The organism is Streptosporangium sp. NPDC050855, from assembly GCF_044456585.1.
GTDB classification, from domain to species: domain Bacteria; phylum Actinomycetota; class Actinomycetes; order Streptosporangiales; family Streptosporangiaceae; genus Streptosporangium; species Streptosporangium longisporum.
The window spans coordinates 595,349-619,732 of record NZ_JBITFY010000002.1 but is presented as its reverse complement, the minus strand read 5'-3'; the positions used below and the strand labels follow the sequence as shown (position 1 = coordinate 619,732).

Below are 24,384 nucleotides of genomic sequence, written 5' to 3'. Positions count from 1 at the left end.
GTGGGAGCCCGGTCGTGGGAGCGCCGGATGGGGGCCGCGGCCCCGGACCGAGGTCCGGAGCCGAAGTGGGAGCGCTCCCACTACCGAGACGTGCCGATGTTTCCAGCGCGTTTCGCCCACCGTCAATGGACACCCCTCCCGGCCCGGCCGCTGACCGGGCGAATGCCCGATATATCCGATGAAACTTTCACCGTCGGGAGGCGGCGCCCGTGACGGCCGTCAGGGAGCGGTCCAGTCGATCTCCGGGCCGCGCGGGACGATCCCGCTGGGGTTGATGTTCGTCTGGGTCACGAAGTAGTGCCGCTTGATCTGGTCGAGGTCGGTCGTGCCGCCGAAGGCCGGCAGGGCGTACAGCCTCCGGGCGTAGGCCCACAGGGCCGGATGGTCCGTCAGCCGCCGCAGCGAGCACTTGAAATGCGTGTTGTAGACGGCGTCGAACCTGGCGAGCGTCGGGTAGAGCCGCACGTCGCTCTCGGTGAGCGCGTCCCCGTGCAGGAAACGCCGGGCCGACAGTCGCTCCTCCAGCAGGGCCAGGGTGGCGAACACCTCGGTGACCGCCTCGTCGTAGGCGGCCTGCGAGCGGGCGAACCCGGCCCGGTAGACGCCGTTGTTGAGGCCGCGGAAGATCACCTCGTTCAGCGCGTCGATCTCCTCGCGCAGCGCCCCCGGGTACAGGTCGGGGGCGCCCTCGGCGTGCCAGGGCGCGAAGGCGGTCTCCAGGGTCAGGGTGAGCTGCGGGTAGTCGTTGGTGACCAGCCGCCCGGCGACGGTGTCCCAGACGCACGGCACCGTGTACCTGCCCTCGTAGCCGGGGTCGGTGGCCAGGTAGAGCTCGGAGAGGTACTCCACCCCGGTCACCGGGTCCCCGCCGGGCATCCGCCAGCCCTTCTCGTCCCTGATCGGATCGACGATCGTGACCCCGATCACCTCCTGAAGGCCCAGCAGCTCGCGGACGATCAGCGAGCGGTGCGCCCACGGGCAGGCGTAGGAGGCGTAGATCTGGTAACGGCCGGGCTCCGGCGGGTGCTCGCCGCCCTCCTCGATCCGCGTCGTGAACCTGTTCGGCTGCCTGACGAAGCGGCCGCTCTCGGAGGTCTCCTTCTCCAGCTTCATGCTCCGACGGTACGGGACGCGAACGGGGCGCGGACGGGGCGTGGCGGCCCCGCGCGGACGGGGACGTGGCGGACGGAGAGGAACGGAGGCAGGGCATGGGTGTCGCGCGGAAGAGATGACTGCATTAATGGGTTGCTACAGGTGTCCTTTGTTCCTCGGAGGGGGAAAAGTGACCAAGTGGAGCATCCAGGTGATGACCGGCGAGTCCCCGAGCGAGGCGTCATGACGGAAACCCTGTCCGGCCAGGCGGTCGACGCCGAGCGCTTCCGGCAGACGCTCGCCCTCCACGCCGCCGGAGTCGTCGTGGTGACCGCGCAGGTCGACGGCGTGCCGATCGGCCTGACCGCCACCTCGTTCTCGTCGGTCAGCCTCGCCCCCCCGCTGGTCTCCTTCTACGTGGACCAGTCGTCCACGACGTGGCCCCGGCTGCGGCAGGCCGGCCACTTCGCGGTGAACGTGCTGGCCAGCGACCAGGCCGAGGTGGCCTCGCGCTTCGCCAGGAGGGGGGTGGACCGTTTCGCGGCCCCCATCTCCTGGACCCCCGGCTCGCACGGCGTCCCGCTGCTCGGCGGGGTCTCGGCGCACCTGGTCTGCTCCCCGCACTCCACGGTGGACATCGGTGACCACGTGCTGGTCGTCGGCCTGGTCACCGAGACGGGGGTCGAGCCCGGCGGGCGTCCGCTGCTGTATCACCAGGGCCGTTTCGGGCGCTTCATCCCGCACCCCTGACCCCGCCGCCACCGGGAGGCGGCCGGATGCCCGGAGGTCTTCTGCGATCCGCGTCCGGCCCGCGCCGGGCCGCGCGGGACGTTCGGGGGAGACCTGCGCCGAAGGACGCCTCGGAGGGGGCCGAGAGGGTCCTCAGGCGAGGCGTACGGTGCCCCGGCCGGTGGCCAGGGGAAGGTCCAGCGCGGTGCGGATGCCCGGCGGGGCCGCGCACAGGGCCGCCACGGAGTTCACCGCGTGGGCGGCGGCCCCGGCCAGGCCGTGGGAGATCTCGTCGACGCTCAGCATCAGCTGGGGCACGCCCTCGATGTGGACGCTGAAGCCGGGACCGGCCCAGCGGTCCACCCGGGTGGCGTCGGCCTTGTAGACGCACTCGACGGTCATGAAGGGACGGCCGCGGACCAGCCCGCTGAACATCCAGCGGGACGCGCACACCGTGCCCCGCCGGACCAGGCCCGCGTCGATCTCGAACTCCTCGGTGGCGAGCTCGAACTCGTCGCTCTCCTCGACCTCGTCGAGCTCCACCCCGAGGTTGTCGGCCACGAACTGGACGCTCTCGGCGAACAGCGAGCGCTGGAAGGCGCGGAACGGTCGCACGGCGGCGGCGTAGTCCTTGGCCGAGCGGGTGAAACCGAACAGGTCCACCACGATCTGCCGCGAGGGGTGCCCCCGGAAGTCCGAGGACTCCCGGACGTAGATGTGGTCGACCCGGCTGGACAGGCCGGTCAGCGTGAGCGGCAGCACGTCGCTCATGAAACCGGGGTTGACCCCGGTGCCGTGCAGCGACGACCCTCCCGCCCGGCAGGCGGCCTCCAGGCGTTCCACCACCCCGGGGCCGTAGCACTTGGGGTAGACGAAGCCGGTGGTGGTGATGACGTTCTTGCCGGCGGCGAGCAGCGCGCAGATGGTCTCGACGTCGCTGGGATGATCCCCTCCGAAGTAGAAGGCCGGCAGCGGCATGTGCAGCACGCAGTCGGCCTCCGTCGCCAGGATCTCCTCGACGTCGTCGGTGCAGATGACACCGGCCTCGGGAAGCCCGACCAGGGTCCCCGCGTCCTGTCCCACCTTGTCCGGGTCGTAGACCAGCACCCCGGCCAGCTCGAACTCGGGCCGGGTGATCAGGCTGCGCAGGGAGTATCTGCCGACGGCGCCCGTGGCCCACTGGACCACGCGCAGGGGCGGCGATAAGGACATATGGGGCCTCCAGCCCGAATGAGTGGGCGGGGCCCTACTGGAAGGAGTTGAGGGGTGTCGTCGTTGACCCTCGCCCGTGTGGGGCAAAAACTTTAGCAGAAATTAACACGCTTGCTCACTAAGAGCAATTATCCCATTCGTTTTCGGTTACCGGTACGGCCGGAGTGCGACCGTCCGATTTGGGTGCCCGCACAGTCGCGCGGACGCCCGGGGCCGTCCGGGCGGCGCCCCGGCCGCGGTGTCCCGGGGGCGCGGACGTGATCGTTCCCGATGGTGGCGGGCAGGTGTCGCGTCCGATGGCATCGCGGGGGCCGGGGAGTTATTGTTCGGGGGACTAGAATTATGTTCTCGTGGGAGGGACGCGGATGTCAGAGCTGCGATTCGACGGCAAGGTCGCGATCATCACCGGGGCCGGTCACGGTCTCGGCCGCTCGCACGCGCTGTCGCTCGCCGGGCGCGGCGCCAAGGTGGTCGTCAACGACCTGGGCGGGGCGCTGGACGGTACCGGGGCCTCCGCGGGGCCGGCCGCCGACGTGGTCGAGCTGATCAGGAAGAACGGCGGGGAGGCCGCCGTCAGCACCGACGACGTGGCGACCCCCGAGGGCGCCGCGGCGATCGTCCGGACCGCGATCGACGCCTTCGGGCGGCTGGACATCGTCGTCAACAACGCCGGCATCCTGCGGGACAGGTCCTTCGGGAAGATGAGCGTCGAGGAGTTCGACCAGGTCATCGCCGTCCACGTCCGCGGCTCGTTCCTGGTGAGCCGGGCGGCGTTCCCCCACCTCAAGGAACAGGGGTACGGCCGGATCGTCAACACCTCCTCGCCCGCGGGCCTGTTCGGCAACTTCGGCCAGGCCAACTACTCCACCGCCAAGATGGGTCTGGTCGGCCTCACCAAGACGCTCGGCATCGAGGGCGCCAGGGCCGGGATCAAGGCCAACGCGATCGCGCCGATCGCCTGGACGCGGATGACCCAGGAGATCCTGCCGGCCGAGTTCGAGGCGACGTTCACCGCGGAGCGGGTCAGCGCCCTGGTGACCTTCCTGGCCCACGAGGCCTGCGAGACCAGCGGTGAGGTCTTCAGCGTCGGCGGCGGCCGGATCGCCCGGGTGTTCGTGGCCGAGGGGCCGGGCTGGCGCAAGGAGGACCACACGGTCGAGGACATCCGGGACAACTGGGACGCGATCCTCGCCGAGCAGCCGTACCTCACCCCGACCACCCTCGGCGAGCAGGCGACCGCCTCCATGAAGGCGATGCTCTGAGCGTGCTCTGAGCGTGCTCTGAGCGTGCTCCGAGCGTGCTCCGAGCGTGCTCCGAGTCCGTCCTGAACGGATTCCGGACGGGCCCCGCGTCGTCCGGGCCCATCACGGGGCCCGTCACGGGTCCCGTCCGGCGCCGCCGCCCCCGCGGCGCGTCCGATCGTCGCGAGCACCCGGTGAAGGCGCGTGGCGGCGTGGAGACCGGGGTCCGCGGGGCGCCCCTCGGCGAGCGCCCCGGGCCGTCTCCCGGTGGAGCGCCGCCGCGTCGTCCACCGGTCCGGCCGCAGGGTCGAAGGGGACGGTCCGGTCCTCGCCGCCGCACCGGACGTCCCGGCCGGTCCGGTGATGGACGTGCCGGGATCGGGCCGCGTGACGGTGAGCGTGTCCCCGGAGCCCACGAGCTTCACGTAGAACCCGTCCGGGCCCCGCCGGCGCCGTGCACCGCGGCCGGGACGGCCCTGCGCGCCCGGCCCGCCGACGGGTGAGCCCCTGCGGCCCTGCCGAACGGCCCCGCCGGGCCGACTGCGACATGCGGCAGGGCGGCCTGCGCGGTGGCGACGGGCTCCACGCCCCGGACGGCCCATGTCATCGCGCGTCCGGTGCCCCCTCGGCGCGAGGGTGACCCCCTGACGTCCGGGATCGGATGCCGCGCGCCAGACTTTTGCTGATTTCTGCAAAAGTCTACGAACTGTTAGATGAAAGCCCTTCACAAACCAGGACGTAGAGGGTTAGCTTCTGCACATCCCATGGTGGAGGGGAGGGCGTCGGCGTCGGTGTCGGCGGTGTGGCCCGCACGGGCCCGGCTCCCCCGGCGACCACGTCTTCTCCGGCCCCACGAGGAACCAGCGAGGCTCCATGTCCGAAGCCACCCCCCTGCTCGTCATGCGAGGGATCGTCAAGCAGTTCCCCGGTGTGCGCGCCCTGGACGGCGTCGACCTGGAGGTGCTGCCCGGCGAGGTGCACTGCCTGCTCGGCCAGAACGGCGCGGGCAAGTCCACGCTGATCAAGACACTGGCCGGGGCGCACCAGCCCGACGAGGGCACGATCACCTTCGGTGGCGAGGAGGTGCGGCTGTCCAGCCCGATCGCGGCGATCCGGCTGGGAATCTCCACGATCTACCAGGAACTCGACCTGGTCGACGGGCTGAGCGTGGCCGAGAACGTCTTCCTCGGCCACGAGCCGGCTCGGCTGGGCTTCGTGGGCCGCGGGGCCGCGGCCCGGGCGACCCGGGAGGTGCTGGCCCGGCTCGGGCACGGCGAGATCCGCCCCTCGACCGAGGTCGGGCGGCTCTCACCGGCCGCCAAGCAGGTGGTGAGCATGGCGCGGGCGCTCTCGCACGACACCCGCCTGATCGTCATGGACGAGCCGTCGGCGGCCCTGGCCCACGACGAGGTGGGCAACCTGTTCCGGATCATCCGGGAGCTGACCGCGCAGGGCGTGGCGGTGGTCTACATCTCGCACCGGCTGGAGGAGATCCGCGAGATCGGCGACCGGGTCACCGTCCTCAAGGACGGCCGCACGGTCGCGGTGGGCCTGCCGGCCAAGGACACCCCGACCTCCCAGGTCATCTCGCTGATGACCGGCCGCACCGTGGAGTACCTCTTCCCCGACCGGCCCGAGGCCGGCGCGCGGCAGGACCGCGCCGAGGTGCTGCGCGTGGAGAACCTGAGCGTCCCCGGCAGGGTCGAGGACGTGTCGTTCTCGGTACGGGCCGGGGAGATCGTGGGACTGGCCGGGCTGGTCGGCTCGGGCCGTTCGGAGATCATCGAGGCCGTCTACGGGGCCCGGAAGTTCTCCGGCCGGGTGACGCTGGAGGGCCGCCCGGTGGGCCGCGGCGGCACCGGGAACGCGGTCCGGATGGGCATGGGGCTGGCGCCGGAGGAGCGCAAGGCCCAGGCACTGCTGCTGGACCAGAGCGTCTCGCGCAACATCAGCCTGGCGAGCCTGGGCCGCTACTCGCGGCTGGGCTGGATGGACCGGCGCCGCGAGGCGGCCGACGCGCGGGCCATGGTGGAGGCGCTGGACATCCGGCCGTCCGACCCCGAACGGCCGGTCAAGACGCTCTCGGGCGGCAACCAGCAGAAGGCGGTGCTGGCGCGCTGGCTGCTCAACGAGCGCCGGTTGCTGCTGCTGGACGAGCCCACGCGCGGGGTGGACGTGGGAGCACGGGCGGAGTTGTACGCGCTGGTACGGCGGCTGGCCGACGACGGGATCGGCGTCCTGCTGGTCTCCAGCGAGGTTCCCGAGGTGCTGGGCCTGGCCGACCGGGTGCTGGTGATCAGGGAAGGCCGGATCGTCCGCGAGGCCGCCGCCGGAGAGCTGGACGAGCACGCCGTCCTCGACATGATCATGGAAGGAAGTCCGGTATGAGCGAGTCCCGGCCGCCGTCGGTGGACGAGAAGGTACGGGCGACGGGGCAGGGCCGCCCGCCCGCGGCCCCGCCGAGCCTGCTCACCCGCCTGGGAGACGTCCCCCACCTGGGGCTGGTGGTCGCGCTGGTGCTGCTGGCGATCGTGGGCCTGATGACGGTGCCCGACACCTTCGCCACCACCTCCAACATGGTGAGCATCCTGTCGCTGGCGGGCACCATCGGGGTGATCACGGTCGGCATGACCTTCGTCATCATCGGCGGCGGCATCGACCTGTCGGTGGGCGCGCTGATGGCGCTGGCGTCGGTCTGGGCCACCACGCTGGCCACCCAGGCGTACGGGCCGTTCGTGATGATCGTGTGCGCGGTGCTGGTCGGCACGGGCGCGGGCCTGGTCAACGGCCTGCTGATCGCCTACGGGCGGATGGTGCCGTTCATCGCGACGCTGGCGATGCTGGTCGCCGCCCGAGGACTGGCCCAGCGGATGTCGAACCGCCGCACCCAGCTCGTGCAGCAGGGCAACGAGGCGATCGTGGGACTGTCGACCACCCGGGTGCTGGGCATCCCGCTGCTGGTCTACATCTTCGCCGTCGTCGTGGTGCTGGGCTGGGTGCTGCTCAACCGCACCACGTTCGGGCGCCGTACCTACGCCGTCGGCGGCAACCCCGAGGCGGCCCGGCTGGCAGGCATCGACGTGCGCCGGCACACCGTGGCGCTGTACGCGCTGTCGGGCCTGTGCTGCGGCATCGCGGCCGTGCTGATCATGGCCAGGACCACCACCGGCTCCTCCACCCACGGCGACCTGTACGAGCTGGACGCGATCGCCGCGGTCATCATCGGCGGCACGCTGCTCACCGGCGGCCGGGGGTCGATCATCGGGTCGATCCTGGGCCTGCTGATCTTCACCGTGATCACGAACCTGTTCATCCTCAACGGCCTCAACACCAGCGACCAGCTGGTGGCCAAGGGCCTGATCATCGTGGTGGCCGTGCTGCTCCAGCGGCGCAGCCTCCGAACCGCGACCTAGCCTCTCCCGCCAGGTCACGTCCCCCGACCTTTCACGATCTTTCCCCCGGGTCCGTTCCCGGGACTCAATTCCGAAAAAGGAGCACGGTCATGGCAGAGAACGTCGCGCGCAGGGGTTTCCTGCTCGGCGGGGCGGTCATCGGCGCTGGCGCGCTGGTCACCGGGTGCACGAGCAACGAGCCCGCGGCACCGGCCGCGGCGAGCTCGGCGGCAGCCCCGGCACCGGCTCCGACCGGCGGCAACGAGGCACCCGGCGAGAAGGTCGTCATCGGCTTCTCGGCCCCCGCGGCCGACCACGGATGGATCGCCGCGATCGCCAAGAACGCCGAGGCCGCGGCCAAGGAGTACTCGGACGTGGAGTTCAAGCCGGTCGAGCCGACCAACGACATCAACGCGCAGATCTCGGCGGTGGAGTCGCTGATCCAGGCCAAGGTCGGCGCGCTGGTGATCCTGCCCAACGACGGCCAGCAGCTCAACCAGATCGCCCGCCAGGCCTCGGACGCGGGCATCCCGGTGATCAACCTGGACCGGGTCTTCCCCGACAAGCTGTCGTACCGCACCTGGATCGGCGGCGACAACTACGGCATGGGCGTCGCGGCCGGGCACTACATCGGCAAGACGCTCAAGGACAAGGGCGTGGCCAACCCGGTGATCCTGGAGATCCAGGGCATCGCCACGCTGCCCCTGACCCAGGACCGCAGCAAGGGCTTCGAGGACGCGCTCAAGACCTACGGGTTCAGCGTGACCGCCAAGCAGGACGCGCAGTTCACCGTGGAGTCGGGCACCAAGGTCGCGGCCAACCTGATGCAGGCGCACAAGAAGATCGACGCGATCTGGAACCACGACGACGACCAGGGCATCGGCGTGCTGGCGGCCATCAAGGAGGCCGGCCGGAGCGAGTTCTTCATGGTCGGCGGCGCCGGCTCGGCCAACGCGATGCGCGACATCAAGGCCGACAACGGCGTGCTGAAGGCCACGGTCACCTACAGCCCGACGATGGCCTCCTCGGCGATCAAGCTGGCCCGCCTGGTCGCGCAGGGCAAGGGCATGAGCGACCTGATGGAGAAGCAGGTGCCGCAGTCGATCACCCTGGCCTCGGAGACGATCACCAAGGAGAACGTGGACGCCTACCTGCCGCTGGGATTCGAGTCCTGATGAGCCGTCCGGACGAGGAGAGGCCGACGCTGGGGATCGGCATGGTCGGGTACGCGTTCATGGGCCGGGTGCACTCCCAGGCCTGGCGCAGCGTCTCGGCCTTCTTCGACCTGCCGGTCCGGCCGGTGATGGCCGCGCTGTGCGGCCGCTCGCCCGAGGGCGCCGCACGGGCGGCCGAGCAGATGGGCTGGGCGGCCGTGGAGACCGACTGGCGGGCGCTGATCGCCCGCGACGACGTCGACGTGGTCGACATCTGCACCCCCGGCGACTCCCACGCGGAGATCGCGATCGCCGCCCTGCGGGCCGGCAAGCACGTGCTCTGCGAGAAGCCGCTGGCCAACACGGTCGCCGAGGCCGAGGCCATGGCCGAGGCCGCGAGGGAGGCGGCGTCGCGCGGGGTGTACGCCATGGTGGCCTTCAACTACCGGCGGGTGCCGGCGATCGCGCAGGCGGCCCGCTGGGTCGCCGAGGGCCGGCTGGGGGACATCCGCCACGTGCGGGCCCAGTACCTGCAGGACTGGATCGTCGACCCGGAGTTCCCGCTGGTGTGGCGGCTGCGCAAGGAGCTGGCCGGCTCCGGGGCGCTGGGCGACATCGGCGCGCACATCATCGACACCGCCCAGTTCATCACCGGCCAGCACCTCACCGAGGTCTCCGCGCTGACCGAGACGTTCGTCAAGGAGCGCCCCCTGGCCGAGAGCTCGGCCGGGCTGTCGGCCGAGGCCGGCCGGGACGGTGACGGAGCCGGAGGCGGCGAGGGCGGTGAAGGTGGGGCCGGGCCGACGGGTACGGTGGACGTGGACGACGCGGCACTGTTCATCGGCCGGCTCAGCGGTGGCGGCCTGGCCTCCTTCGAGGCCACCCGCTTCGCCACCGGGCGCAAGAACGCGCTGCGCATCGAGATCAACGGCTCGGCCGGCAGCCTGGCCTTCGACTTCGAGGCGATGAACGAGCTGTGGTTCCACGACCACGCCCTGCCCGCCGAGGAGGGGGGGTTCCGCCGGATCCTCGTCACCGAGGCCGGCCACCCCTACGCGGGGGCGTGGTGGCCACCGGGACACGGTCTCGGGTACGAGCACACCTTCACCCACGAGGTGAAGGACTTCGTCGAGGCCCTCGGCGCCGGTACCGCCCCCGCCCCGTCGTTCGACGACGGGCTGCGCGTCCAGCGCGTGCTGGCCGCGGTCGAACGCAGCGCCGCGGAGCAGTCCCGGCTCACACCCGTGGAGGAGACATGAGCAGGCCGATCACGTTGTTCACCGGCCAGTGGGCCGACCTGCCGTTCGAGGAGGTCTGCCGGCTGGCCTCCGGGTGGGGCTACGACGGCCTGGAGATCGCCTGCTGGGGCGACCACTTCGAGGTCGACAAGGCGGTCTCCGAGGACGGCTACGTCGAGCGCAGGCTGGAGATCCTGGCCGAGCACAACCTCAAGGTCTGGACCATCTCCAACCACCTGCTCGGCCAGGCCGTCTGCGACAGCCCCATCGACGAGCGGCACAGGGGCATCCTGCCCGCCCGCATCTGGGGCGACGGCGAGCCCGAAGGCGTACGGCGGCGTGCCGCCGAGGAGATGAAGGACACCGCCCGCGCCGCGGCGAAGCTGGGCGTCGACACCGTGGTCGGCTTCACCGGCTCGTCCATCTGGCACACCGTGGCGATGTTCCCGCCGGTCCCGGCGTCGATGATCGAGGCGGGCTACGCCGACTTCGCCGACCGGTGGAACCCGATCCTGGACGTCTTCGACGAGGTCGGGGTGCGCTTCGCCCACGAGGTGCACCCGAGCGAGATCGCCTACGACTACCACACCACCGTGCGGACCCTGGAGGCCATCGGCCACCGGCCCGCGTTCGGGCTGAACTGGGACCCCTCGCACATGGTCTGGCAGGAGATCGACCCGGTCGGTTTCATCCTGGACTTCGCCGACCGGATCTACCACGTCGACTGCAAGGACGCCAAGGTCCGCACCGGCGACGGCCGGCGCGGCCGGCTCTCCTCCCACCTGGCCTGGGCCGACCTGCGCCGGGGCTGGGACTTCGTCTCCACCGGCCGCGGGGACGTGCCCTGGGAGGACTGCTTCCGCGCGCTGAACGCGATCGGCTACAGCGGGCCGATCTCGATCGAGTGGGAGGACGCGGGCATGGACCGCCTGGACGGCGCGCCCGACGCGCTGGCCACCATCCGCCGCCTCAACGCGATCACCCCGCCCACCGCCGCCTTCGACGCGGCCTTCTCCACCGAGTGAGCCGTACGGGGTGATCTCCGCCGGGTGATCTCTCACAGGTCCGGGGCCGGTCCGTCCCGTCACGGGACGGACCGGCCCCGGGCGTCTCCCGGGGCCGGCGGGCGCCTCAGTCCAGGACGACGACCTGGCGCAGCACCTCGCCGCCGCGCAGCGCCGCCACCGCGTCGTTGAGGTCGGCCAGCGCGATCCGGGAGCTGATCATGCTCTCCAGGTCGAGCTTGCCCGCCTTGTAGAGGCCGGCGAAGAACGGGAAGTCACGCCGGACGTCCGAGCCGCCGTACATCGAGCTGCGCAGCGTCTTGCCCTCGAAGAGCAGGTTGAAGGCGCTCAGCGAGACCATGTCGTCCATCGCGCCCGCGCCCACCACGATCACCTCGCCGCCGCGCCGGGCCGCCTGCCAGGCCGTCATGATGGTGGCGGACTTGCCGACGGCCTCGAAGGCGTAGTCGAACCCGGTGCCGCCGGTGAGCGTGCCGATCGCGTCGTTCAGCTCGCCGGGGGTGACGGCGTGGGTGGCGCCGACCTTCTTGGCCAGGGCGTGCTTGGACTCCAGCGGGTCGATCGCCAGGATCGTGCTCGCGCCGGAGATGCGGGCCCCCTGGATCACCGACAGGCCGATGCCGCCGGCGCCGACCACGACGACGGTCGAGCCGGGCCGTACCTTGGCCGTGTTGAGCGCCGCGCCGACACCGGTGGTCACGCCGCAGCCGATCAGGGCCGCCACCTCGAAGGGCACCTCGGGGTCGACCCGGATCGCGCCCTGCCAGGGCACGATGACCTCCTCCGACCAGGTGCCGCATCCGGCCATGCCGAACGCCGGGGTGTCGCCGTCGTAGCGGAAGCGGGCGTTGACGAAGCTGTCCATGACGTACGTCGTGCACAGGAACGGCTGGTTGACCAGGCAGTTCGCGCAGCTTCCGCACGTCGGGACCCAGTTGATGATGACGTGGTCGCCGGGCTGTACCGAGGTCACGTAGTCGCCGACCTCGACCACCTCGCCCGCTCCCTCGTGGCCGGGGATCACCGGTAGCGGCATCGGCAGCACACCGTTGATCACCGACAGGTCGGAGTGACAGACCCCGGTGGCCCTGATCCTGACGCGAACGTCCGTCGGGCCCACCGGGGCGAGGGTGAAGTCGTCGCGGATGTCGAGCATGTCGTCGCCGACGGCATGCAGAAGCGCACCACGCATGGGGTCCTCCTAGTTCTCCTCGAGGGAGAGGGCGGCTTTGGGACAGGACCGCACGGCGTGCCGGACGCGGTCCATCATCTCCGGCGGTGGCTCGGGCAGCAGCAGGTGCAGCTGATCGTCGTCGTCGAGTTCGAAGACCTCCGGAGCGAGTCCCGTGCAGATCGCATTGGCCTCGCACACCAGATAGTCGACTTTGATCTTCATATGGGCCTCCTCAGTCGGCGCCGGCGAGCTTACGGTGATCCCATGAGATCACTCGAGTGGGCTCTACCACGAAGGCGACCCTTTTGCGGCCGGTGTAGGCCACGTACTCGGTGAGCAGTTCCTCCGCGTCGGGCACCCCGGCCATCCGTCCGGCCACCGTCATGCCGACGCCGAGGACCCCCTCGCTGTCGTCGATCCTGCGCGCCACCCCGTAGACCAGGACGCCGCGAAGGTCGGAGTACTCCTCTCCGGCCTCGATCAGGCAGCTCACCCGCGCGTCGCGTTCGATGTTGCGCGTCTTCTGGGCCTTGCCGTAGGTCCAGAACGAGATCCTGCCCTCGGTCAGCCCGTAGAACATGGTCACCAGATGCGGTGTGCCGTCCGGGTTGATGGTTCCGAGCTGCAGTTTTCGTGACTCGTCGAGGAGGGTGGCCACCTCGTCGTCGGACATCGTGATGCGGGCGCGCTGGTTCACGGTGCAAAGTAGAACACGTTCCATAGGGTCGGGCAAGGGCCGTATGGAATATTATTCGGTGTCCAATAGTCTGCTGTGATGAGCATCGCCACCATGCCCGCCGACCTGCTGTACGCCGCCCAGCGCGCCAAGGGTTTCATGCCCCACGCCGAGGGGCTCGCGCTGTTCGAGACCGCCGCCGAGTACGGATCGCGCGGCCCGGTCTGCGAGATCGGCAGCTACTGCGGGAAGTCCGCCGTCTACCTCGGCGCGGGCGCGCGGCAGGCCGGTTCCGTGGTCTTCACCGTGGACCACCACCGTGGTTCCGAGGAGATCCAGCCCGGCTGGGCCCACCACGACCCCACGCTGATGGACCCCCGCTTCGGCAAGATGGACTCGCTGCCCACCTTCCGCGCCACCATCGCCGCAGCCGGCCTGGAGGAGGAGGTGATCGCGATCGTCGGCAGGTCCGGGCTCGTCGCCCGGTTCTGGAACACCCCGCTGGCGATGCTCTTCATCGACGGGGGCCACTCCGAGGAGCCGGTGACCGAGGACTACGAGGGATGGGCCCCGCACGTCATGCAGGGGGGAGCCCTGGTCTTCCACGACATCTACCCCGACCCGGCCACGGGCGGTCAGGCGCCGTACCGGGTGTACCGGCGGGTGCTCGACTCGGGCGCGTTCAGGGAGGTCCGCCAGGAGGGTTCGCTGCGGGTGCTGGAGCGGGTCGGCCCGGGGATCGGCTGACCCCCCGGCCGGGGACGTCCGCGTCCGGCGTCCCGGCGGACGGCCGGGAGAGGGACGGGACGAAGCGCGGGGAGGGGAGGAGACGGGCCGGCAGGAGCGGTCCCAGCTCCCGCCCCGCGCAGACGGCCACCAGGGCGAGGAACGGCCCGAAGACGACGTGCCACTGCACCAGCAGCCCGTAGACCGCCGCCGCGGCCAGGCCGAACCCGGCCTGCTCGCGGGGCCGTGCCGGGGACGTGACCGGGTCGGCGATCACGTAACCGGCGTAGAGCGCGAAGGCCGTCCCGGTCATCGGAAGCAGCGCGGCGACCGTCGAGACGTCGGTGAGCCACCCCCTGACGAGCGCCTGGGCGGCGAACCCGGCCACCCATCCCAGGAGCAGCGGCAGCCTGCGGGCGAGCCAGGCGTGCACCACGCCCGCGGCCAGCACGGCCGACGGCACGATCAGGTCGAACGGCCCCGACACCCAGGCGGTGAACTGGTGGGACGGGGCCAGGGAGACCTGGGGCAGCAGCAGGAGCGCGGCGGCGACCCCGGTGGCCACCGGGTTCAGGAACGGCCGGCGCGGCAGGTACCCGCTGCCGACGCCGACCAGCACGGCCAGCACGACCGGCATGGGGCTCCCGCCGCCGTACAGCAGCATGGCGCAGAGCAGGCCGCAGACGTAGGAGGGCAGGAGGAGGTCGAGGACGCGGGCCCCGGGGACCCCGAGGTAGCGCACCGGGCGCCGCCACGCCCACGCCTCCACGGTCTCCAGCACGAGCGCGGCGACGACCCCGGTCAGCGCCCCGGCGACCGGTGCCGACCAGGGCTGCTCGAAGCCGAGCACGGTGTGCCCGAGCACGGTGAGCAGGGTGAGGGACGCCGCCGCCCACCGCGACGCCCGGCCCCGCCGCCGACCGCCACGCCCGTCGCGCCCGTCGCGCCCGGCGGGCGTGGTGGCCGTGGCGGTCCCGGTGGCCCCGGGACGGTTCCGGTACGTCCCGGCGGGCTCCGGGGTGGCGCGGCCGGTTCTCACGGCCGGACCTCGACGGCGCGTCCGTCCGCCAGCAGGACCCGGTGCCAGCCCGGTTCGAGGGAGATCGACGCGGTACGGGCCGTACCGCAGGCGTCCCTCCAGGAGACCTCGACGGCGAGGGGGGCGACAGGCAGGTCCGCGCCGAGACCGAAGAGCAGTTCGGGCGCGGAGAAGCCGTTGTGCCCGACGGCGGGGTAGAGCTGACGGGTCCGCGTGCCGCCACCGGGCAGGCGCACCGTGGCGACGGCCCCGATGGCGGCCCGCGTCGGCCCGGGACCGGCCGGGGCGGGCGTGCCGCAGGAACCGGCGGGCAGGCGGAGCCGCAGGCCCACGAACGGCGCCGTGGGGCCGTGGTTGCCGTAGAGCACCGACCGCGCCCACTGGTTGGCGACCGCGAAGTCCAGCCGCCCGTCGTCGTCCACGTCCCCCACGGCGAAGGCCCGGCTCACCGCGTCGCCGCCGACCCCGGCCGAGGCGGCCACGTCCGCGTACCGGCCGTCCGGGCCCGCCGTGTAGAAGGTGTCGGCCTCGCGCCCGGACACGTCGTCCCCGGCGTCCAGGACGGGCCAGAACGCCGGACGGGAGAGGAAGGGGTCACCGGTGGAGGCCGCCTCGTGCAGCTGCGCCCACCGGTCCACCTCGCCCCTGAGGAACCCGGTCGCGTGCATGATCTCGTCGGTGCCGTCGTTGTCGAAGTCGGCGGCCTTGACGTCCCAGGACCAGCCGCCCCGGCTCAGTCCCAGCTCCTCGGCGCGGTCGCGGTAGGGCGCGAGCCCCGCGTGCAGCCCGCCGGGTCCGGACACGAAGGCGAGGTTGCTCTCGTGCGGCCCGCGTTCCCCCGCTGCGTTGCTCACCAGGATGTCCGGCCTGCCGTCGGTGTTGAGGTCGGTGAAGCCGACCCCCATGCCCTTGAACGAGTCCCGGCCCAGGACCCGGGAACGGGGGGTCACCGGGTCCGCCGGGCCCCGGGCTTCGGTGAACCTGATCCTGCCGGGCGCCGACTCGTTGACCAGCAACCGGTCCGGGCCGAAGTCGTTGGCCACGTACAGCTCGGGGCGCCCGTCGCCGTCGAGGTCCTGGGTGCCCAGCGCGAGCGTCCAGCCTCCGCCGCCGAGCTCGTCGAACACCCCCTCGGCCTCGGCGAAGGTCGCCGGGCCCGTGGCGCGGTAGAGCCGGTCGGTGCCGCCGTTGGAGGCGGCCGACAGCGAGTCGGGCGTCACGGCCGCGTCGGCGTCGGTGCCGGTGCCGGTATCGGTGCCGGTACGGGCCCCGCCCAGCGCCAGGACGCCGTCGGGGAGGTAGTTGCCGAACACCAGGTCCAGGCGGCCGTCCCCGTCGAAGTCACCGGCCGTGGCGGCGCCGGTGTTCCAGATCTCCCGTTCGGTGGTCAGCGGGCGGTGCCGGAAGGCCGTCCCTGACGGCACCGCCCAGGGCACCCGCAGGAACAGCGAGGGGGAGCGCCCCCAGTAGTAGACGACCAGGTCCTCCCAGCCGTCCTGGTCGAGATCGGCGGGCAGGCACCCCGTCGGGGCCTCGTACGGCCTGCGGTCCGGGGGGACCAGCGTGAACGGCCGGTAGGACCGGGAGGTGCCCGGCGCGGGCCTGACGGTCACGGTGTCACGACGCGGGTCGACCAGGCAGACGTCGTCGGCGACGACCTCGCCGTCCACGTCGAACAGCGCGACCGCCGCCCCCGGCGCCGACACCCAGCCCCGGACGTTCGCGTACCCGGGCGCGACCGTCCGCAGGACCCGGTCACCGGGTGCGGTGGGCGGGCTCAGCGGCCTGGCGTGGAAGGAGAAGGCGGTCGTTCCCGCGCCGGGAGGCTCCGGCGGGAGGGCGAGCCGCCAGCCGGTGACGACGGACAGCACGGCCAGAGCCCCGGCCGCGTACCTGCGAACTCCCGACATCGCGGTCATCGCCCCTTCGAGTCACCGTCTCACCGTCCGAGTCACCGTCGCCGGTCACCGTCACGGGCCGTCGCCGCGGTACGCCGTCGCGAGCCGTCATCGCGGTACGCCGTCGCGAGTCACCGTCGCCGTTCACCGTCACGGGCCGCTGTCACGGGCCGCCGTCGTGGCACGTCGTCATGTGTCGCGGTCGCGGCGTGCCCACGCCTTCCGGATCCCCGCCCGCCAGGCCTGGTAGTCCTCGCCGCTGCAGGCGTTGTGGCCCAGCGCGACGAGGGCGGTGTCCGTCCACGCCGCGGCCTCGTCCACCTCGGCCCCGCAGAGCACGGGGGCGGCGGCGACGGTGTGGTCGGGGACGACGCCCGAGATCAGCCGGAAGGCGCACGCGAAGGCGGAACCCTGGGCGAGGTGGGCGCGGAAGCCGTCCCCGGACGCGGCCGAGGCCAGCCTCTCCAGGTCCCTGGTGCTCGCGCCCCCCACGTAGGTCGCGGCCAGGCCCGCGCCGCTCCACAGGTCGGCGCGGCGACCGGCGGGGAACTCGGCGATGCGCAGCGCGACGTCTTCCGCCCTCGCGCACTCGTGGAACCAGAGCATCCGCCCCAGCCCCTGGTCGAAGATCGCCCGCCGGGTACGGTCCATGAGCCCGGCCGTGCGCTGGCGGCCCACCGTACGGTCGGCGCAGAAGAAGCCCTGGTGGAAACCGAACCCGTCGTGGGCCATCCAGCGCAGGAGCGGGTGGACCGAGCGGATGCCCCACATCGGCCGCAGCCGCATGCGGGCGTACGCCCAGCCGGTGCCCAGGTGGATCAGGTGCGGATGGAGCAGTCCCTGCCCGCTCAGCAGCTCCCTGAGCCGCCGCCCGCCGGTGAGGGTGAGCACGTCGAGGGTCGCGCAGGCCATGCCGGCACCCTCGTACGCGAAACCGCGCAGGTCGTCGCGGAGGTCGTCGATCCGTTCGGGCTCTCCGGCGACCATCGCGTTGAAGCCGGTCGTGAACGACCGTCCCGCCTCCTCCAGCCGGTCGCGTGCCGGTCCCAGCCGGAACCTCCGCATCCCGAGCCTCACCTGGCCGGGGTCCTGCCACAGCAGCCGGGACACGCCCCTGGACCGTGCCGGTACCGGCGCCGGAACGCCCAGCCGTGGCGCCGGTCCCGATCCCGGCGACGGTACCGGGCCCTGCACGGGTTCCCGGGGAGCAGGCGTCCGGGGCAGGGGGCGGGACGGCGCGGAGGACGACGACGGGGACGACGGCGACGGGGACGACGGCGACGGGGACGACGGCGACGGGACCACGGGCGCGGGCGACAGGGTGTTCACGAGATCCAGGAGGTCGTGCTCGGACGGCACGTCCGAGGCACTCGCGGAACCCGCGGGGCCGACAGGGTTCGTGGAGCCCGCAGAACCCGCGGAGCCCGTGAAGTTCGTGACGCCCGTGGATCGCGCGGAGCCCGTGGAACCGGAAGCGCCCGTGGAGTTCGACGCACCCGTGGAACCGGCGGAACTCTTGAGATCCGTGGCACCGGCAGAGCCCGCAGAGCCCGCAGAGCCCATGGCGCCGGCAGGGTTCGTGGATCCCGCAGAACCCGCGGAGGTCGCAGAGGCCGGGGAACCGGTGGAGTCCGAGGCGCCCGTAGAAGCGGCAGAACTCGCAGAACCCGTGGAACCGGCAGAGCCCACGGAGCCCCTGCCCCCCGGGGAGAGCGAGGAGACCGACCGGCCCGTCGGGTTCCGGGGGGCCGGGGGTGCCGGGCGGTCCGGTGACGCGGGTGAGGCAGGTGACGCCGTCGCCGGCGGGCTCGTCGTGTCCGGTCGCGGGATCGCCGTGTCCGAGCTGCCGCGAGGGGCGGGGGCCGAAGGGACCGGGGTCCGCGGGGAGGTGCTCCCGGTCCCCGGTGCCCCGCGAGGGGTCCGCTCCCGGAGCTGCTCCGACGTCTTCTCGGGAACCTTCTCCGAGACGGCCTCCGCGGCCTTCTCCGGAACGCTCCCCGAGTCTCTCCCCGCGGTCCCGGCTTTCTCCGAAGCCCTTTCCGAGGCCCTCTCCGGGACCGCCCCGGACCGGGTCTCCGCTCCGGTGTCCGTGCCGTCATCGCTCTGGGTTACCGTACGAGTGCCCTCCGCATTACTCACGGACCCGAAGGTAGTGAGCGGCGATCGGCCCTTCAAGCACCGCGTTTCCGGTTGCGGGCAAAGAAAACACCCGTCCGTGCCGGAGGCGCTGTGTCAGCCCCGGGAGCGGGCGTGACTGCACCCGCAGGCGGCGGTGGGGCGGTCGGTCACGTACGCGCCCGCGTCGCGGAAGATCCCGGAGGCCGGGGTGTACCCGGCCAGCGCGTCGGCGGCGAGCACGACGGCGGCGGCGGTGTAGGCGGAGCGCTCGTGCGGGAACCACTTCTCGTTCACGAACTGCCAGCCGGTCCAGTACGAACCGTCCTCGTGCCGCAGGTGCTGCATGTCCGCGAACAGTCCGGCCGCCCGTTCCCGGTCGCCGAGCGCGTCCAGCGCGAGCACCAGCTCGCACGTCTCGGCGCCGGTCACCCACGGCTGGTCGGAGACGCAGCGGATGCCGAGCCCCGGCTCGACGAACGTGTCCCACTCCTCGGCCAGTCGCGCCTCGGCGGCCGGGCCGCGTACCGCGCCGCCCAGGATCGGGTAGTACCAGTCCATCGAGAACCGGCTCTTGTCGGCGAACGCCTCGGGGTGCGCGGCGAGCACGTGGCCGAGCTGGTCGGCGGCCAGTTCCCAGTCCGGCTGCGGGTCGCCCAGGTGCTCGCCCAGCAGCACGCCGCAGCGCAGGCCCTGGTGGATGGAGGCGCACCCGGTCAGCAGGGCGTATCGGGCGGCGCGGCCGTCCGCGGCGCGTTCCCAGACGATCTCACCTCGGGTGGTCTGCAGGCCGACCACGAAGTCCAGCGCGGCCCGGACGGACGGCCACATCCCGCGGGTGAAGTCCTCGTCCCCGGTCACCAGCAGCTCGTGCCAGACCCCGACCGCGATGTACGCGGCGTGGTTGGACTCCCCGCCCTGCTCGACGGCCTCGCCCCCGACCAGCTTCATCGGCCAGGAACCGTCGTCCCGCTGGGTGCGGGCCAGCCAGTCGTACCCCCGGCGCACCGGGCCGGTCAGCCCCGCCACGCTCATCGCCATCAGGCACTCGACGTGGTTCCAGGCGTCCACGTGCCCTTCGGGCCACGGGACGCCGCCGTCGGCCTCCTGCACGGCCGCGATGCTCCGGGCGGTCCGGACGACCTGCTCCCACTCCATCGGGTCGCTCACCGCTCCTCCGCCGCGCGGACCGCCTCGTCCCCCGGCCGGCCGCAGCGCCCGCCGGGCCGCTTCCCGTACGGGAAGGTCATGCCGGCTTCCGGACGTAGAGCACCACGCTCTTGCCGATGAGCGGGTTGAGCACCGCCTCGGCGATCCGGGTGGCGGCGGGGCGCTTCATGATGTCCCAGACCAGCAGCTCGTGGTACGCCTTGGCCAGCGGGTGCTCGTCGTTGTTCACCCCGACCGCGCACTTGATCCACCAGTACGGCGCGTGCAGGCCGTGGGCGTGGTGGTGCGGCCCGACGATGAAGCCCGTCGACTTGAGCTTCGCGCTCAGCTCGGCCAGCGTGTAGATGCGGACATGTCCCCCGGGGGCGGTGTGGTACGCCTCGTCCAGGGCCCAGCAGATCCGCTCCGGCAGGAAGCTGGGCACGGTGACCGCCGCCCGGCCGCCCGGCTTGAGCACCCGGAAGATCTCCCGCATCGCGGCCATGTCGTCGGGGATGTGCTCCAGCACCTCCGCGGCGATCACCCGGTCGAAGCTGCCGTCCTCGAACGGCATGTCCAGCGCGTCGCCCGTCACGGTCTCCCCGGTCGCCTCGGGCGGCACCTCCCCGGCCTTGTCCATCGCGGAGAACATGGTCGCCACGCCCTCCAGCTCCCCCGCGTCCATGTCGAAGGCCACCACGTCGGCGCCGCGCCGCAGCACCTCGAAGGCGTGGCGCCCGGCGCCGCACCCCAGGTCCAGCACCCGGTTCCCGGGGCCCACGGGCAAGCGGTCGAAGTCGACGGTCAGCACTGGCCGCTCCTTGTGAAGGGGGATTCGTTACGGGAGGTCGTCACTTCGCCCGGCGGGCGCGGATGGCCTCGTGGTAGGCCTCCACGGTCCGCTGGGCCACGACGTTCCAGGTGAAGCGCTCCATGACGCGGTCGTACCCCTTGCGACCCACGGCGGCGCGCTCCTCGGGGGAGTCGTGCAGCCGTCGCAGGACCGCGGCCAGCTCCTCGGGGTCTCCCGGGGTCACCTGCACGGCGGCGTCGCCGACGACCTCGGGCAGCGCCCCGGTCCGGCTGGCGACCAGCGGGGTGCCGCAGGCCATGTGCTCGACGGCGGGCAGCGAGAAGCCCTCGTACAGGGAGGGGACGACGGAGATCTCCGAGGTGGCGATCAGCTCGCCCAGCTCGGTGTCGGAGATGCCGTGCACGAACGTCACCCGGTCCTGCAGCGCCAGCTCGGCGACGAGCTTCTCGGTCGGGCCTCCCGGGGTGGGCCTGCTGACCACGGTCAGGTTGACGTCGCGCTCGGTGGCGAGTTTGGCCACCGCCCGCAGCAGCGTGGCGACGCCCTTCATCGGGGAGTCGGCGCTGGCCACGGCCACGATGGACCCGGGCCGCTTGGGCATCTCCGGGCGCGGGTGGAAGTAGCGGGTGTCGACGCCCAGCGGGATGAGCCGCATGTTCTTCTGCGGCACGTTGAAGTCGCGGTGGATGTCGGCGAGGGAGGACTCGCTGACGGTCAGGATCGGGTCGAGGCGCGGCGCGACCTTGGCCTGCATGCGCACGAAGCCGTACCAGCGGCGCATCGGGATCTTCTTGCGCAGCGGGGCGGCCTTCAGCTCGATGCGCCGGTCCACGCTGATCGGGTGGTGGATGGTCCCGACCACCGGGAACAGCTTCTGGATGCCCAGCAGGCCGTAGCCGAGGGTCTGGTTGTCCTGCACCACGTCGAAGTCGCCGACGCGCTTCTTCAGCTCCCGGTACGCCCGCAGGGTGAAGGTCAGCGGCTCGGGGAAGCCCGCGGTCCACATGGTCCCGACCTCCAGCAGGTCGATCCAGTCGCGGTACTCGCTCAGGCGGGGGGTGCGGAACGGGTCCTCGTCGCGGTACAGGTCGAGGCTGGGGATCTTGGTGAGGACGACGCCCTCGTCCAGTTCCGGGTAGGGCTGGCCGGAGAAGACCTCCACGCTGTGCCCGAGGGCGACCAGCTCACGGCTGAGATGGCGCAGGTAGACGCCCTGCCCACCGCAGGTCGGCTTACTGCGATACGACAGCAGTGCGACCCGCAGTGATTCAGCACCCGGCACGGCAACCCCCTTATCATCCTGTCCGAAAGGGGACAGGTACCGTGAAAGATGACCTTAGTCCTCGGACCCTACCATTCGGTGGCTCTGTTATACCCGATGTGTAATTGTTCCCAATGGCCGCCCCATGGCGTGCGAGCTGGGAGGTTGAGCTTACCGAACGTAGTTCTGTGTAACGTGTTCTAGGGATACGGGCAGGCGCATGATGCCCGCGTGAGGGTCTGAGGGTACATTCGCCAATCAAACGGCATGAGACCGCACAAGGTCCCGCCCCCGCAAGCGAGGAGGACGCGTTGGCCAGGCGCGCACTGATCACCGGCATCACCGGGCAGGACGGTTCCTACCTGGCCGAGTGCCTGCTGGACCAGGGGTACGAGGTCGCCGGGCTCGCCCGGGGACAGGCCAACCCGCGCGTCTCGCGGCTCCGCAAGCTGCTCCAGGACGTCCAGCTCGTCCGTGGCGACCTCCTCGACCAGGGGTCGCTGATCTCGGCCGTGGAGAAGGTCCAGCCCGACGAGGTCTACAACCTGGGCGCCATCTCCTTCGTCCCCATGTCGTGGGAGCAGGCCGAGCTCACCGCCGAGGTGACCGGGATGGGTGTGCTGCGCATGCTGGAGGCCATCCGGGTCTGCTCGGGGATCTCCTCCTCGCGCACGGTCGCCGGGTCGGACCAGATCCGCTTCTACCAGGCGTCCTCGTCGGAGATGTTCGGCCAGGTCCGGGAGACCCCGCAGACCGAGATCACCCCCTTCCACCCCCGTTCCCCGTACGGGGTGGCCAAGGCGTACGGGCACTTCCTGACGCAGAACTACCGCGAGTCGTACGGCATGTACGCGGTGTCGGGGATCCTGTTCAACCACGAGTCGCCGCGCAGGGGTGCGGAGTTCGTCACCCGCAAGGTCACGCTCGGCGTGGCCAGGATCAAGCTCGGTCTCGCCTCGGAGCTGCGCCTGGGCAACATGGAGGCCCGCCGGGACTGGGGCTTCGCCGGGGACTACGTCCGCGCCATGCACCTGATGCTCCAGGCGGACGCCCCCGAGGACTACGTGATCGGCACCGGCCGCACCCACACCGTCCGTGACCTCGTGCAGGCCGCCTTCACGGCGGCCGGCCTGGACTGGGAGCGGTACGTCGTCACCGACCAGACCCTGCACCGCCCGGCCGAGGTCGACCTGCTCTGCGCCGACCCGAAGAAGGCCCGCGTCCAGCTGGGCTGGGAGCCCACGGTCGCCTTCGAGGAGCTCGTCGCGATGATGGTCGAGGCGGACGTCAAGCTGCTCTCCGACGGCGGCGACCCCGACCAGGACTCCTCCTGGCCCTGACCGGCTCCGCTTTGACCGGCCCGGCTCGTGTCCTTCGGCGTGCCCGGCTTCACGCTCAGCCGGTGATCAGGACGGGGCTGCCCAGCGGGATCGTGGACAGCAGCCGCAACGCGGCCGCAGGGACCCGGACGCAGCCGTGGCTCACCGCGCGGCCGAACGCGGTCCTGTCCGGCCAGCCGTGCAGGGCGATCGTCCCCGGCCCTCCCTCGAAGGTCCGCAGGGTCCCCGAGTGCGCGCCCAGCGCGAGGAAGAGCGGGCTGTAGGTCGCGGGGGTCGGTGCCAGCGAGGCGAGCAGGAACGTCCGCCCCCGGGGCGTGGGCGTGCCGGGCGCCCCCACCGCCACCGGCCACGAGCCCACCTCGCGGTCGCCGTCGAACACGGTGAGCCTGCGCGCGGCCAGCCCGACCTCCACCCGGTACGTGCTCCGGACGACGCGCACCCCTCCGCCCCCGGTGTACAGCCAGCCGGTGGACCGGTTCGGCCGGCTCGGCAGCAGCACCCGGTCCCAGCCGGGGAGCCGCTCCACCACCGGTACCCAGGTCGGGCCCGCGAGCTGGGTGGGCGGCAGCACCCCCACCGGCGGTCCGCCGGGACGGGCGTAGATCACCTGCTCCCGCCGGGGATGGACGACGAGCCCGTCGACGGGCCGGAACGGGTCGGGGTCGCGGGGAGCCCGTCGCAGCGTCGCGTACGTCGTGGCGGCCGGAAGCCGGGCCAGCCGCGCCGCCGGGACCGGTAGCGGGGCGATCCGCTCCTGACGCTGGGCGGGCTCGTGCGGGGCGGCGCTGAGGAGGGGCGTCGGCGGCGCGGCGGACGGCCCGGTGGGCGGGGCGGGCGTCCCCTGCGTGCAGGAGGAGAGCGAGAGCGCGCAGAGCGGCACCGCGCCGAGCGGGACCAGCAGGCGGAGGAGCCGCGAGCGGGACGGTCGAGCGGTGAACAGGGCCGCCGGGGCCACCGGGGCCACCGGGGCCACCGGGGCCACCGGGGTCACCGGGGCCGTGGGGGCCACCGGGGCCGTGGGCCGTTTCACCATCGTGGACGCGCCCCCCGTCGCTTCAGATCACGTCGCTTCAGATCACGTCACGTCAGGTGACGTCGTCTCAGATCAC

The 24,384-nt window shown here is 72.1% G+C and carries 21 protein-coding genes; 9 read left to right on the top strand and 12 right to left on the bottom strand.

Going from position 1 to position 24,384, the window contains the following annotated elements; genetic code table 11:
• Positions 1–219 precede the first annotated feature (219 nt).
• Entirely contained in the window at positions 220–1,113 is an 894-nt protein-coding gene (locus ACIBCT_RS07880; RefSeq protein ID WP_399186615.1) for a glutathione S-transferase family protein, read from the bottom strand.
• 222 nt (positions 1,114–1,335) lie between these two features.
• Here ACIBCT_RS07880 and ACIBCT_RS07875 point away from each other — a divergent pair, with 222 nt between their 5' ends.
• A complete protein-coding gene (locus ACIBCT_RS07875; RefSeq protein ID WP_344893733.1) occupies positions 1,336–1,842 on the top strand; it encodes a flavin reductase family protein in 507 nt (168 codons plus the stop codon).
• Between the two features lie 132 nt (positions 1,843–1,974).
• Here ACIBCT_RS07875 and ACIBCT_RS07870 read toward each other — a convergent pair whose 3' ends face one another.
• On the bottom strand, positions 1,975–3,033 hold the full coding sequence (locus ACIBCT_RS07870; RefSeq protein ID WP_399186614.1) for a dihydrodipicolinate reductase: 1,059 nt from the start codon (positions 3,031–3,033) through the stop codon (positions 1,975–1,977).
• A gap of 365 nt (positions 3,034–3,398) precedes the next feature.
• On the opposite strand from ACIBCT_RS07870, the gene ACIBCT_RS07865 reads away from it, so the two are divergent.
• From ACIBCT_RS07865 to ACIBCT_RS07840, 6 genes are all read left to right on the top strand, one after another.
• The gene (locus ACIBCT_RS07865; RefSeq protein ID WP_399186613.1) at positions 3,399–4,295 is read left to right on the top strand and encodes an SDR family oxidoreductase; all 897 of its coding nucleotides are present in this window, start codon (positions 3,399–3,401) and stop codon (positions 4,293–4,295) included.
• Between the two features lie 852 nt (positions 4,296–5,147).
• Positions 5,148–6,662, top strand: a complete 1,515-nt coding sequence (locus ACIBCT_RS07860) for a sugar ABC transporter ATP-binding protein (protein WP_399186612.1) — start codon at positions 5,148–5,150, stop codon at positions 6,660–6,662.
• Positions 6,659–7,687, top strand: a complete 1,029-nt coding sequence (locus ACIBCT_RS07855; RefSeq protein ID WP_399186611.1) for an ABC transporter permease — start codon at positions 6,659–6,661, stop codon at positions 7,685–7,687. Before ACIBCT_RS07860 ends, ACIBCT_RS07855 begins: the two co-directional genes overlap by 4 nt.
• Before the next feature lie 89 nt (positions 7,688–7,776).
• A complete protein-coding gene (locus ACIBCT_RS07850) occupies positions 7,777–8,841 on the top strand; it encodes a substrate-binding domain-containing protein (protein WP_399186610.1) in 1,065 nt (354 codons plus the stop codon).
• Positions 8,841–10,079: a Gfo/Idh/MocA family protein gene (locus ACIBCT_RS07845; protein ID WP_399186609.1), complete on the top strand. Its 1,239-nt coding sequence runs from the start codon at positions 8,841–8,843 to the stop codon at positions 10,077–10,079. Before ACIBCT_RS07850 ends, ACIBCT_RS07845 begins: the two co-directional genes overlap by 1 nt.
• On the top strand, positions 10,076–11,083 hold the full coding sequence (locus ACIBCT_RS07840; protein ID WP_399186608.1) for a sugar phosphate isomerase/epimerase family protein: 1,008 nt from the start codon (positions 10,076–10,078) through the stop codon (positions 11,081–11,083). Before ACIBCT_RS07845 ends, ACIBCT_RS07840 begins: the two co-directional genes overlap by 4 nt.
• Positions 11,084–11,189: 106 nt before the next feature.
• Here ACIBCT_RS07840 and ACIBCT_RS07835 read toward each other — a convergent pair whose 3' ends face one another.
• The 3 genes from ACIBCT_RS07835 to ACIBCT_RS07825 are packed head-to-tail and all read right to left on the bottom strand — an operon-like array spanning position 11,190 to position 12,954.
• Complete coding sequence (locus tag ACIBCT_RS07835; RefSeq protein WP_399186607.1) at positions 11,190–12,275, bottom strand: Zn-dependent alcohol dehydrogenase; 1,086 nt, start codon at positions 12,273–12,275, stop codon at positions 11,190–11,192.
• A gap of 9 nt (positions 12,276–12,284) precedes the next feature.
• On the bottom strand, positions 12,285–12,479 hold the full coding sequence (locus ACIBCT_RS07830) for a ferredoxin (RefSeq protein WP_344893760.1): 195 nt from the start codon (positions 12,477–12,479) through the stop codon (positions 12,285–12,287).
• 10 nt (positions 12,480–12,489) lie between these two features.
• On the bottom strand, positions 12,490–12,954 hold the full coding sequence (locus ACIBCT_RS07825) for a pyridoxamine 5'-phosphate oxidase family protein (protein ID WP_399186606.1): 465 nt from the start codon (positions 12,952–12,954) through the stop codon (positions 12,490–12,492).
• Between the two features lie 78 nt (positions 12,955–13,032).
• On the opposite strand from ACIBCT_RS07825, the gene ACIBCT_RS07820 reads away from it, so the two are divergent.
• Positions 13,033–13,680, top strand: coding sequence for a class I SAM-dependent methyltransferase (locus ACIBCT_RS07820; protein ID WP_344893766.1), 648 nt, complete (start codon positions 13,033–13,035; stop codon positions 13,678–13,680).
• On the opposite strand, the gene ACIBCT_RS07815 is transcribed toward ACIBCT_RS07820, so the two are convergent.
• The 6 genes from ACIBCT_RS07815 to ACIBCT_RS07790 form a co-directional block, all read right to left on the bottom strand.
• Positions 13,616–14,698 carry an enediyne biosynthesis protein UnbU gene (locus tag ACIBCT_RS07815; RefSeq protein ID WP_399186605.1) on the bottom strand — a complete coding sequence of 361 codons (1,083 nt, stop codon included), beginning with the start codon at positions 14,696–14,698 and terminating at the stop codon, positions 13,616–13,618. The genes ACIBCT_RS07820 and ACIBCT_RS07815 overlap by 65 nt on opposite strands.
• Positions 14,695–16,617, bottom strand: a complete 1,923-nt coding sequence (locus ACIBCT_RS07810) for a CRTAC1 family protein (RefSeq protein WP_399186604.1) — start codon at positions 16,615–16,617, stop codon at positions 14,695–14,697. Before ACIBCT_RS07810 ends, ACIBCT_RS07815 begins: the two co-directional genes overlap by 4 nt.
• 168 nt (positions 16,618–16,785) lie before the next feature.
• Positions 16,786–17,706: a DUF1702 family protein gene (locus tag ACIBCT_RS07805; protein ID WP_399186603.1), complete on the bottom strand. Its 921-nt coding sequence runs from the start codon at positions 17,704–17,706 to the stop codon at positions 16,786–16,788.
• Between the two features lie 1,122 nt (positions 17,707–18,828).
• The gene (locus tag ACIBCT_RS07800) at positions 18,829–19,881 is read right to left on the bottom strand and encodes a prenyltransferase (RefSeq protein ID WP_399186602.1); all 1,053 of its coding nucleotides are present in this window, start codon (positions 19,879–19,881) and stop codon (positions 18,829–18,831) included.
• A 76-nt stretch (positions 19,882–19,957) separates the two neighbouring features.
• Complete coding sequence (locus ACIBCT_RS07795; RefSeq protein ID WP_344893778.1) at positions 19,958–20,671, bottom strand: methyltransferase domain-containing protein; 714 nt, start codon at positions 20,669–20,671, stop codon at positions 19,958–19,960.
• Between the two features lie 40 nt (positions 20,672–20,711).
• A complete protein-coding gene (locus ACIBCT_RS07790) occupies positions 20,712–21,956 on the bottom strand; it encodes a glycosyltransferase family 4 protein (RefSeq protein WP_399186601.1) in 1,245 nt (414 codons plus the stop codon).
• Positions 21,957–22,246: 290 nt separating this feature from the next.
• On the opposite strand from ACIBCT_RS07790, the gene ACIBCT_RS07785 reads away from it, so the two are divergent.
• Positions 22,247–23,275 carry a GDP-mannose 4,6-dehydratase gene (locus ACIBCT_RS07785; protein WP_399186600.1) on the top strand — a complete coding sequence of 343 codons (1,029 nt, stop codon included), beginning with the start codon at positions 22,247–22,249 and terminating at the stop codon, positions 23,273–23,275.
• Between the two features lie 55 nt (positions 23,276–23,330).
• On the opposite strand, the gene ACIBCT_RS07780 is transcribed toward ACIBCT_RS07785, so the two are convergent.
• Positions 23,331–24,308, bottom strand: a complete 978-nt coding sequence (locus ACIBCT_RS07780) for a L,D-transpeptidase (RefSeq protein ID WP_399186599.1) — start codon at positions 24,306–24,308, stop codon at positions 23,331–23,333.
• Positions 24,309–24,384: the final 76 nt, after the last annotated feature.

Coding starts and splice junctions, on each gene's coding strand:
- ACIBCT_RS07855 (WP_399186611.1), top strand. CDS start 6,659: ATGAGCGAGTCCCGGCCGCCGTCGGTGGACGAGAAGGTACGGGCGACG.
- ACIBCT_RS07875 (WP_344893733.1), top strand. CDS start 1,336: ATGACGGAAACCCTGTCCGGCCAGGCGGTCGACGCCGAGCGCTTCCGG.
- ACIBCT_RS07865 (WP_399186613.1), top strand. CDS start 3,399: ATGTCAGAGCTGCGATTCGACGGCAAGGTCGCGATCATCACCGGGGCC.
- ACIBCT_RS07820 (WP_344893766.1), top strand. CDS start 13,033: ATGAGCATCGCCACCATGCCCGCCGACCTGCTGTACGCCGCCCAGCGC.
- ACIBCT_RS07860 (WP_399186612.1), top strand. CDS start 5,148: ATGTCCGAAGCCACCCCCCTGCTCGTCATGCGAGGGATCGTCAAGCAG.
- ACIBCT_RS07780 (WP_399186599.1), bottom strand. CDS start 24,308: ATGGTGAAACGGCCCACGGCCCCGGTGGCCCCCACGGCCCCGGTGACC.
- ACIBCT_RS07830 (WP_344893760.1), bottom strand. CDS start 12,479: ATGAAGATCAAAGTCGACTATCTGGTGTGCGAGGCCAATGCGATCTGC.
- ACIBCT_RS07840 (WP_399186608.1), top strand. CDS start 10,076: ATGAGCAGGCCGATCACGTTGTTCACCGGCCAGTGGGCCGACCTGCCG.
- ACIBCT_RS07845 (WP_399186609.1), top strand. CDS start 8,841: ATGAGCCGTCCGGACGAGGAGAGGCCGACGCTGGGGATCGGCATGGTC.
- ACIBCT_RS07835 (WP_399186607.1), bottom strand. CDS start 12,275: ATGCGTGGTGCGCTTCTGCATGCCGTCGGCGACGACATGCTCGACATC.
- ACIBCT_RS07850 (WP_399186610.1), top strand. CDS start 7,777: ATGGCAGAGAACGTCGCGCGCAGGGGTTTCCTGCTCGGCGGGGCGGTC.
- ACIBCT_RS07870 (WP_399186614.1), bottom strand. CDS start 3,033: ATGTCCTTATCGCCGCCCCTGCGCGTGGTCCAGTGGGCCACGGGCGCC.
- ACIBCT_RS07880 (WP_399186615.1), bottom strand. CDS start 1,113: ATGAAGCTGGAGAAGGAGACCTCCGAGAGCGGCCGCTTCGTCAGGCAG.
- ACIBCT_RS07810 (WP_399186604.1), bottom strand. CDS start 16,617: ATGACCGCGATGTCGGGAGTTCGCAGGTACGCGGCCGGGGCTCTGGCC.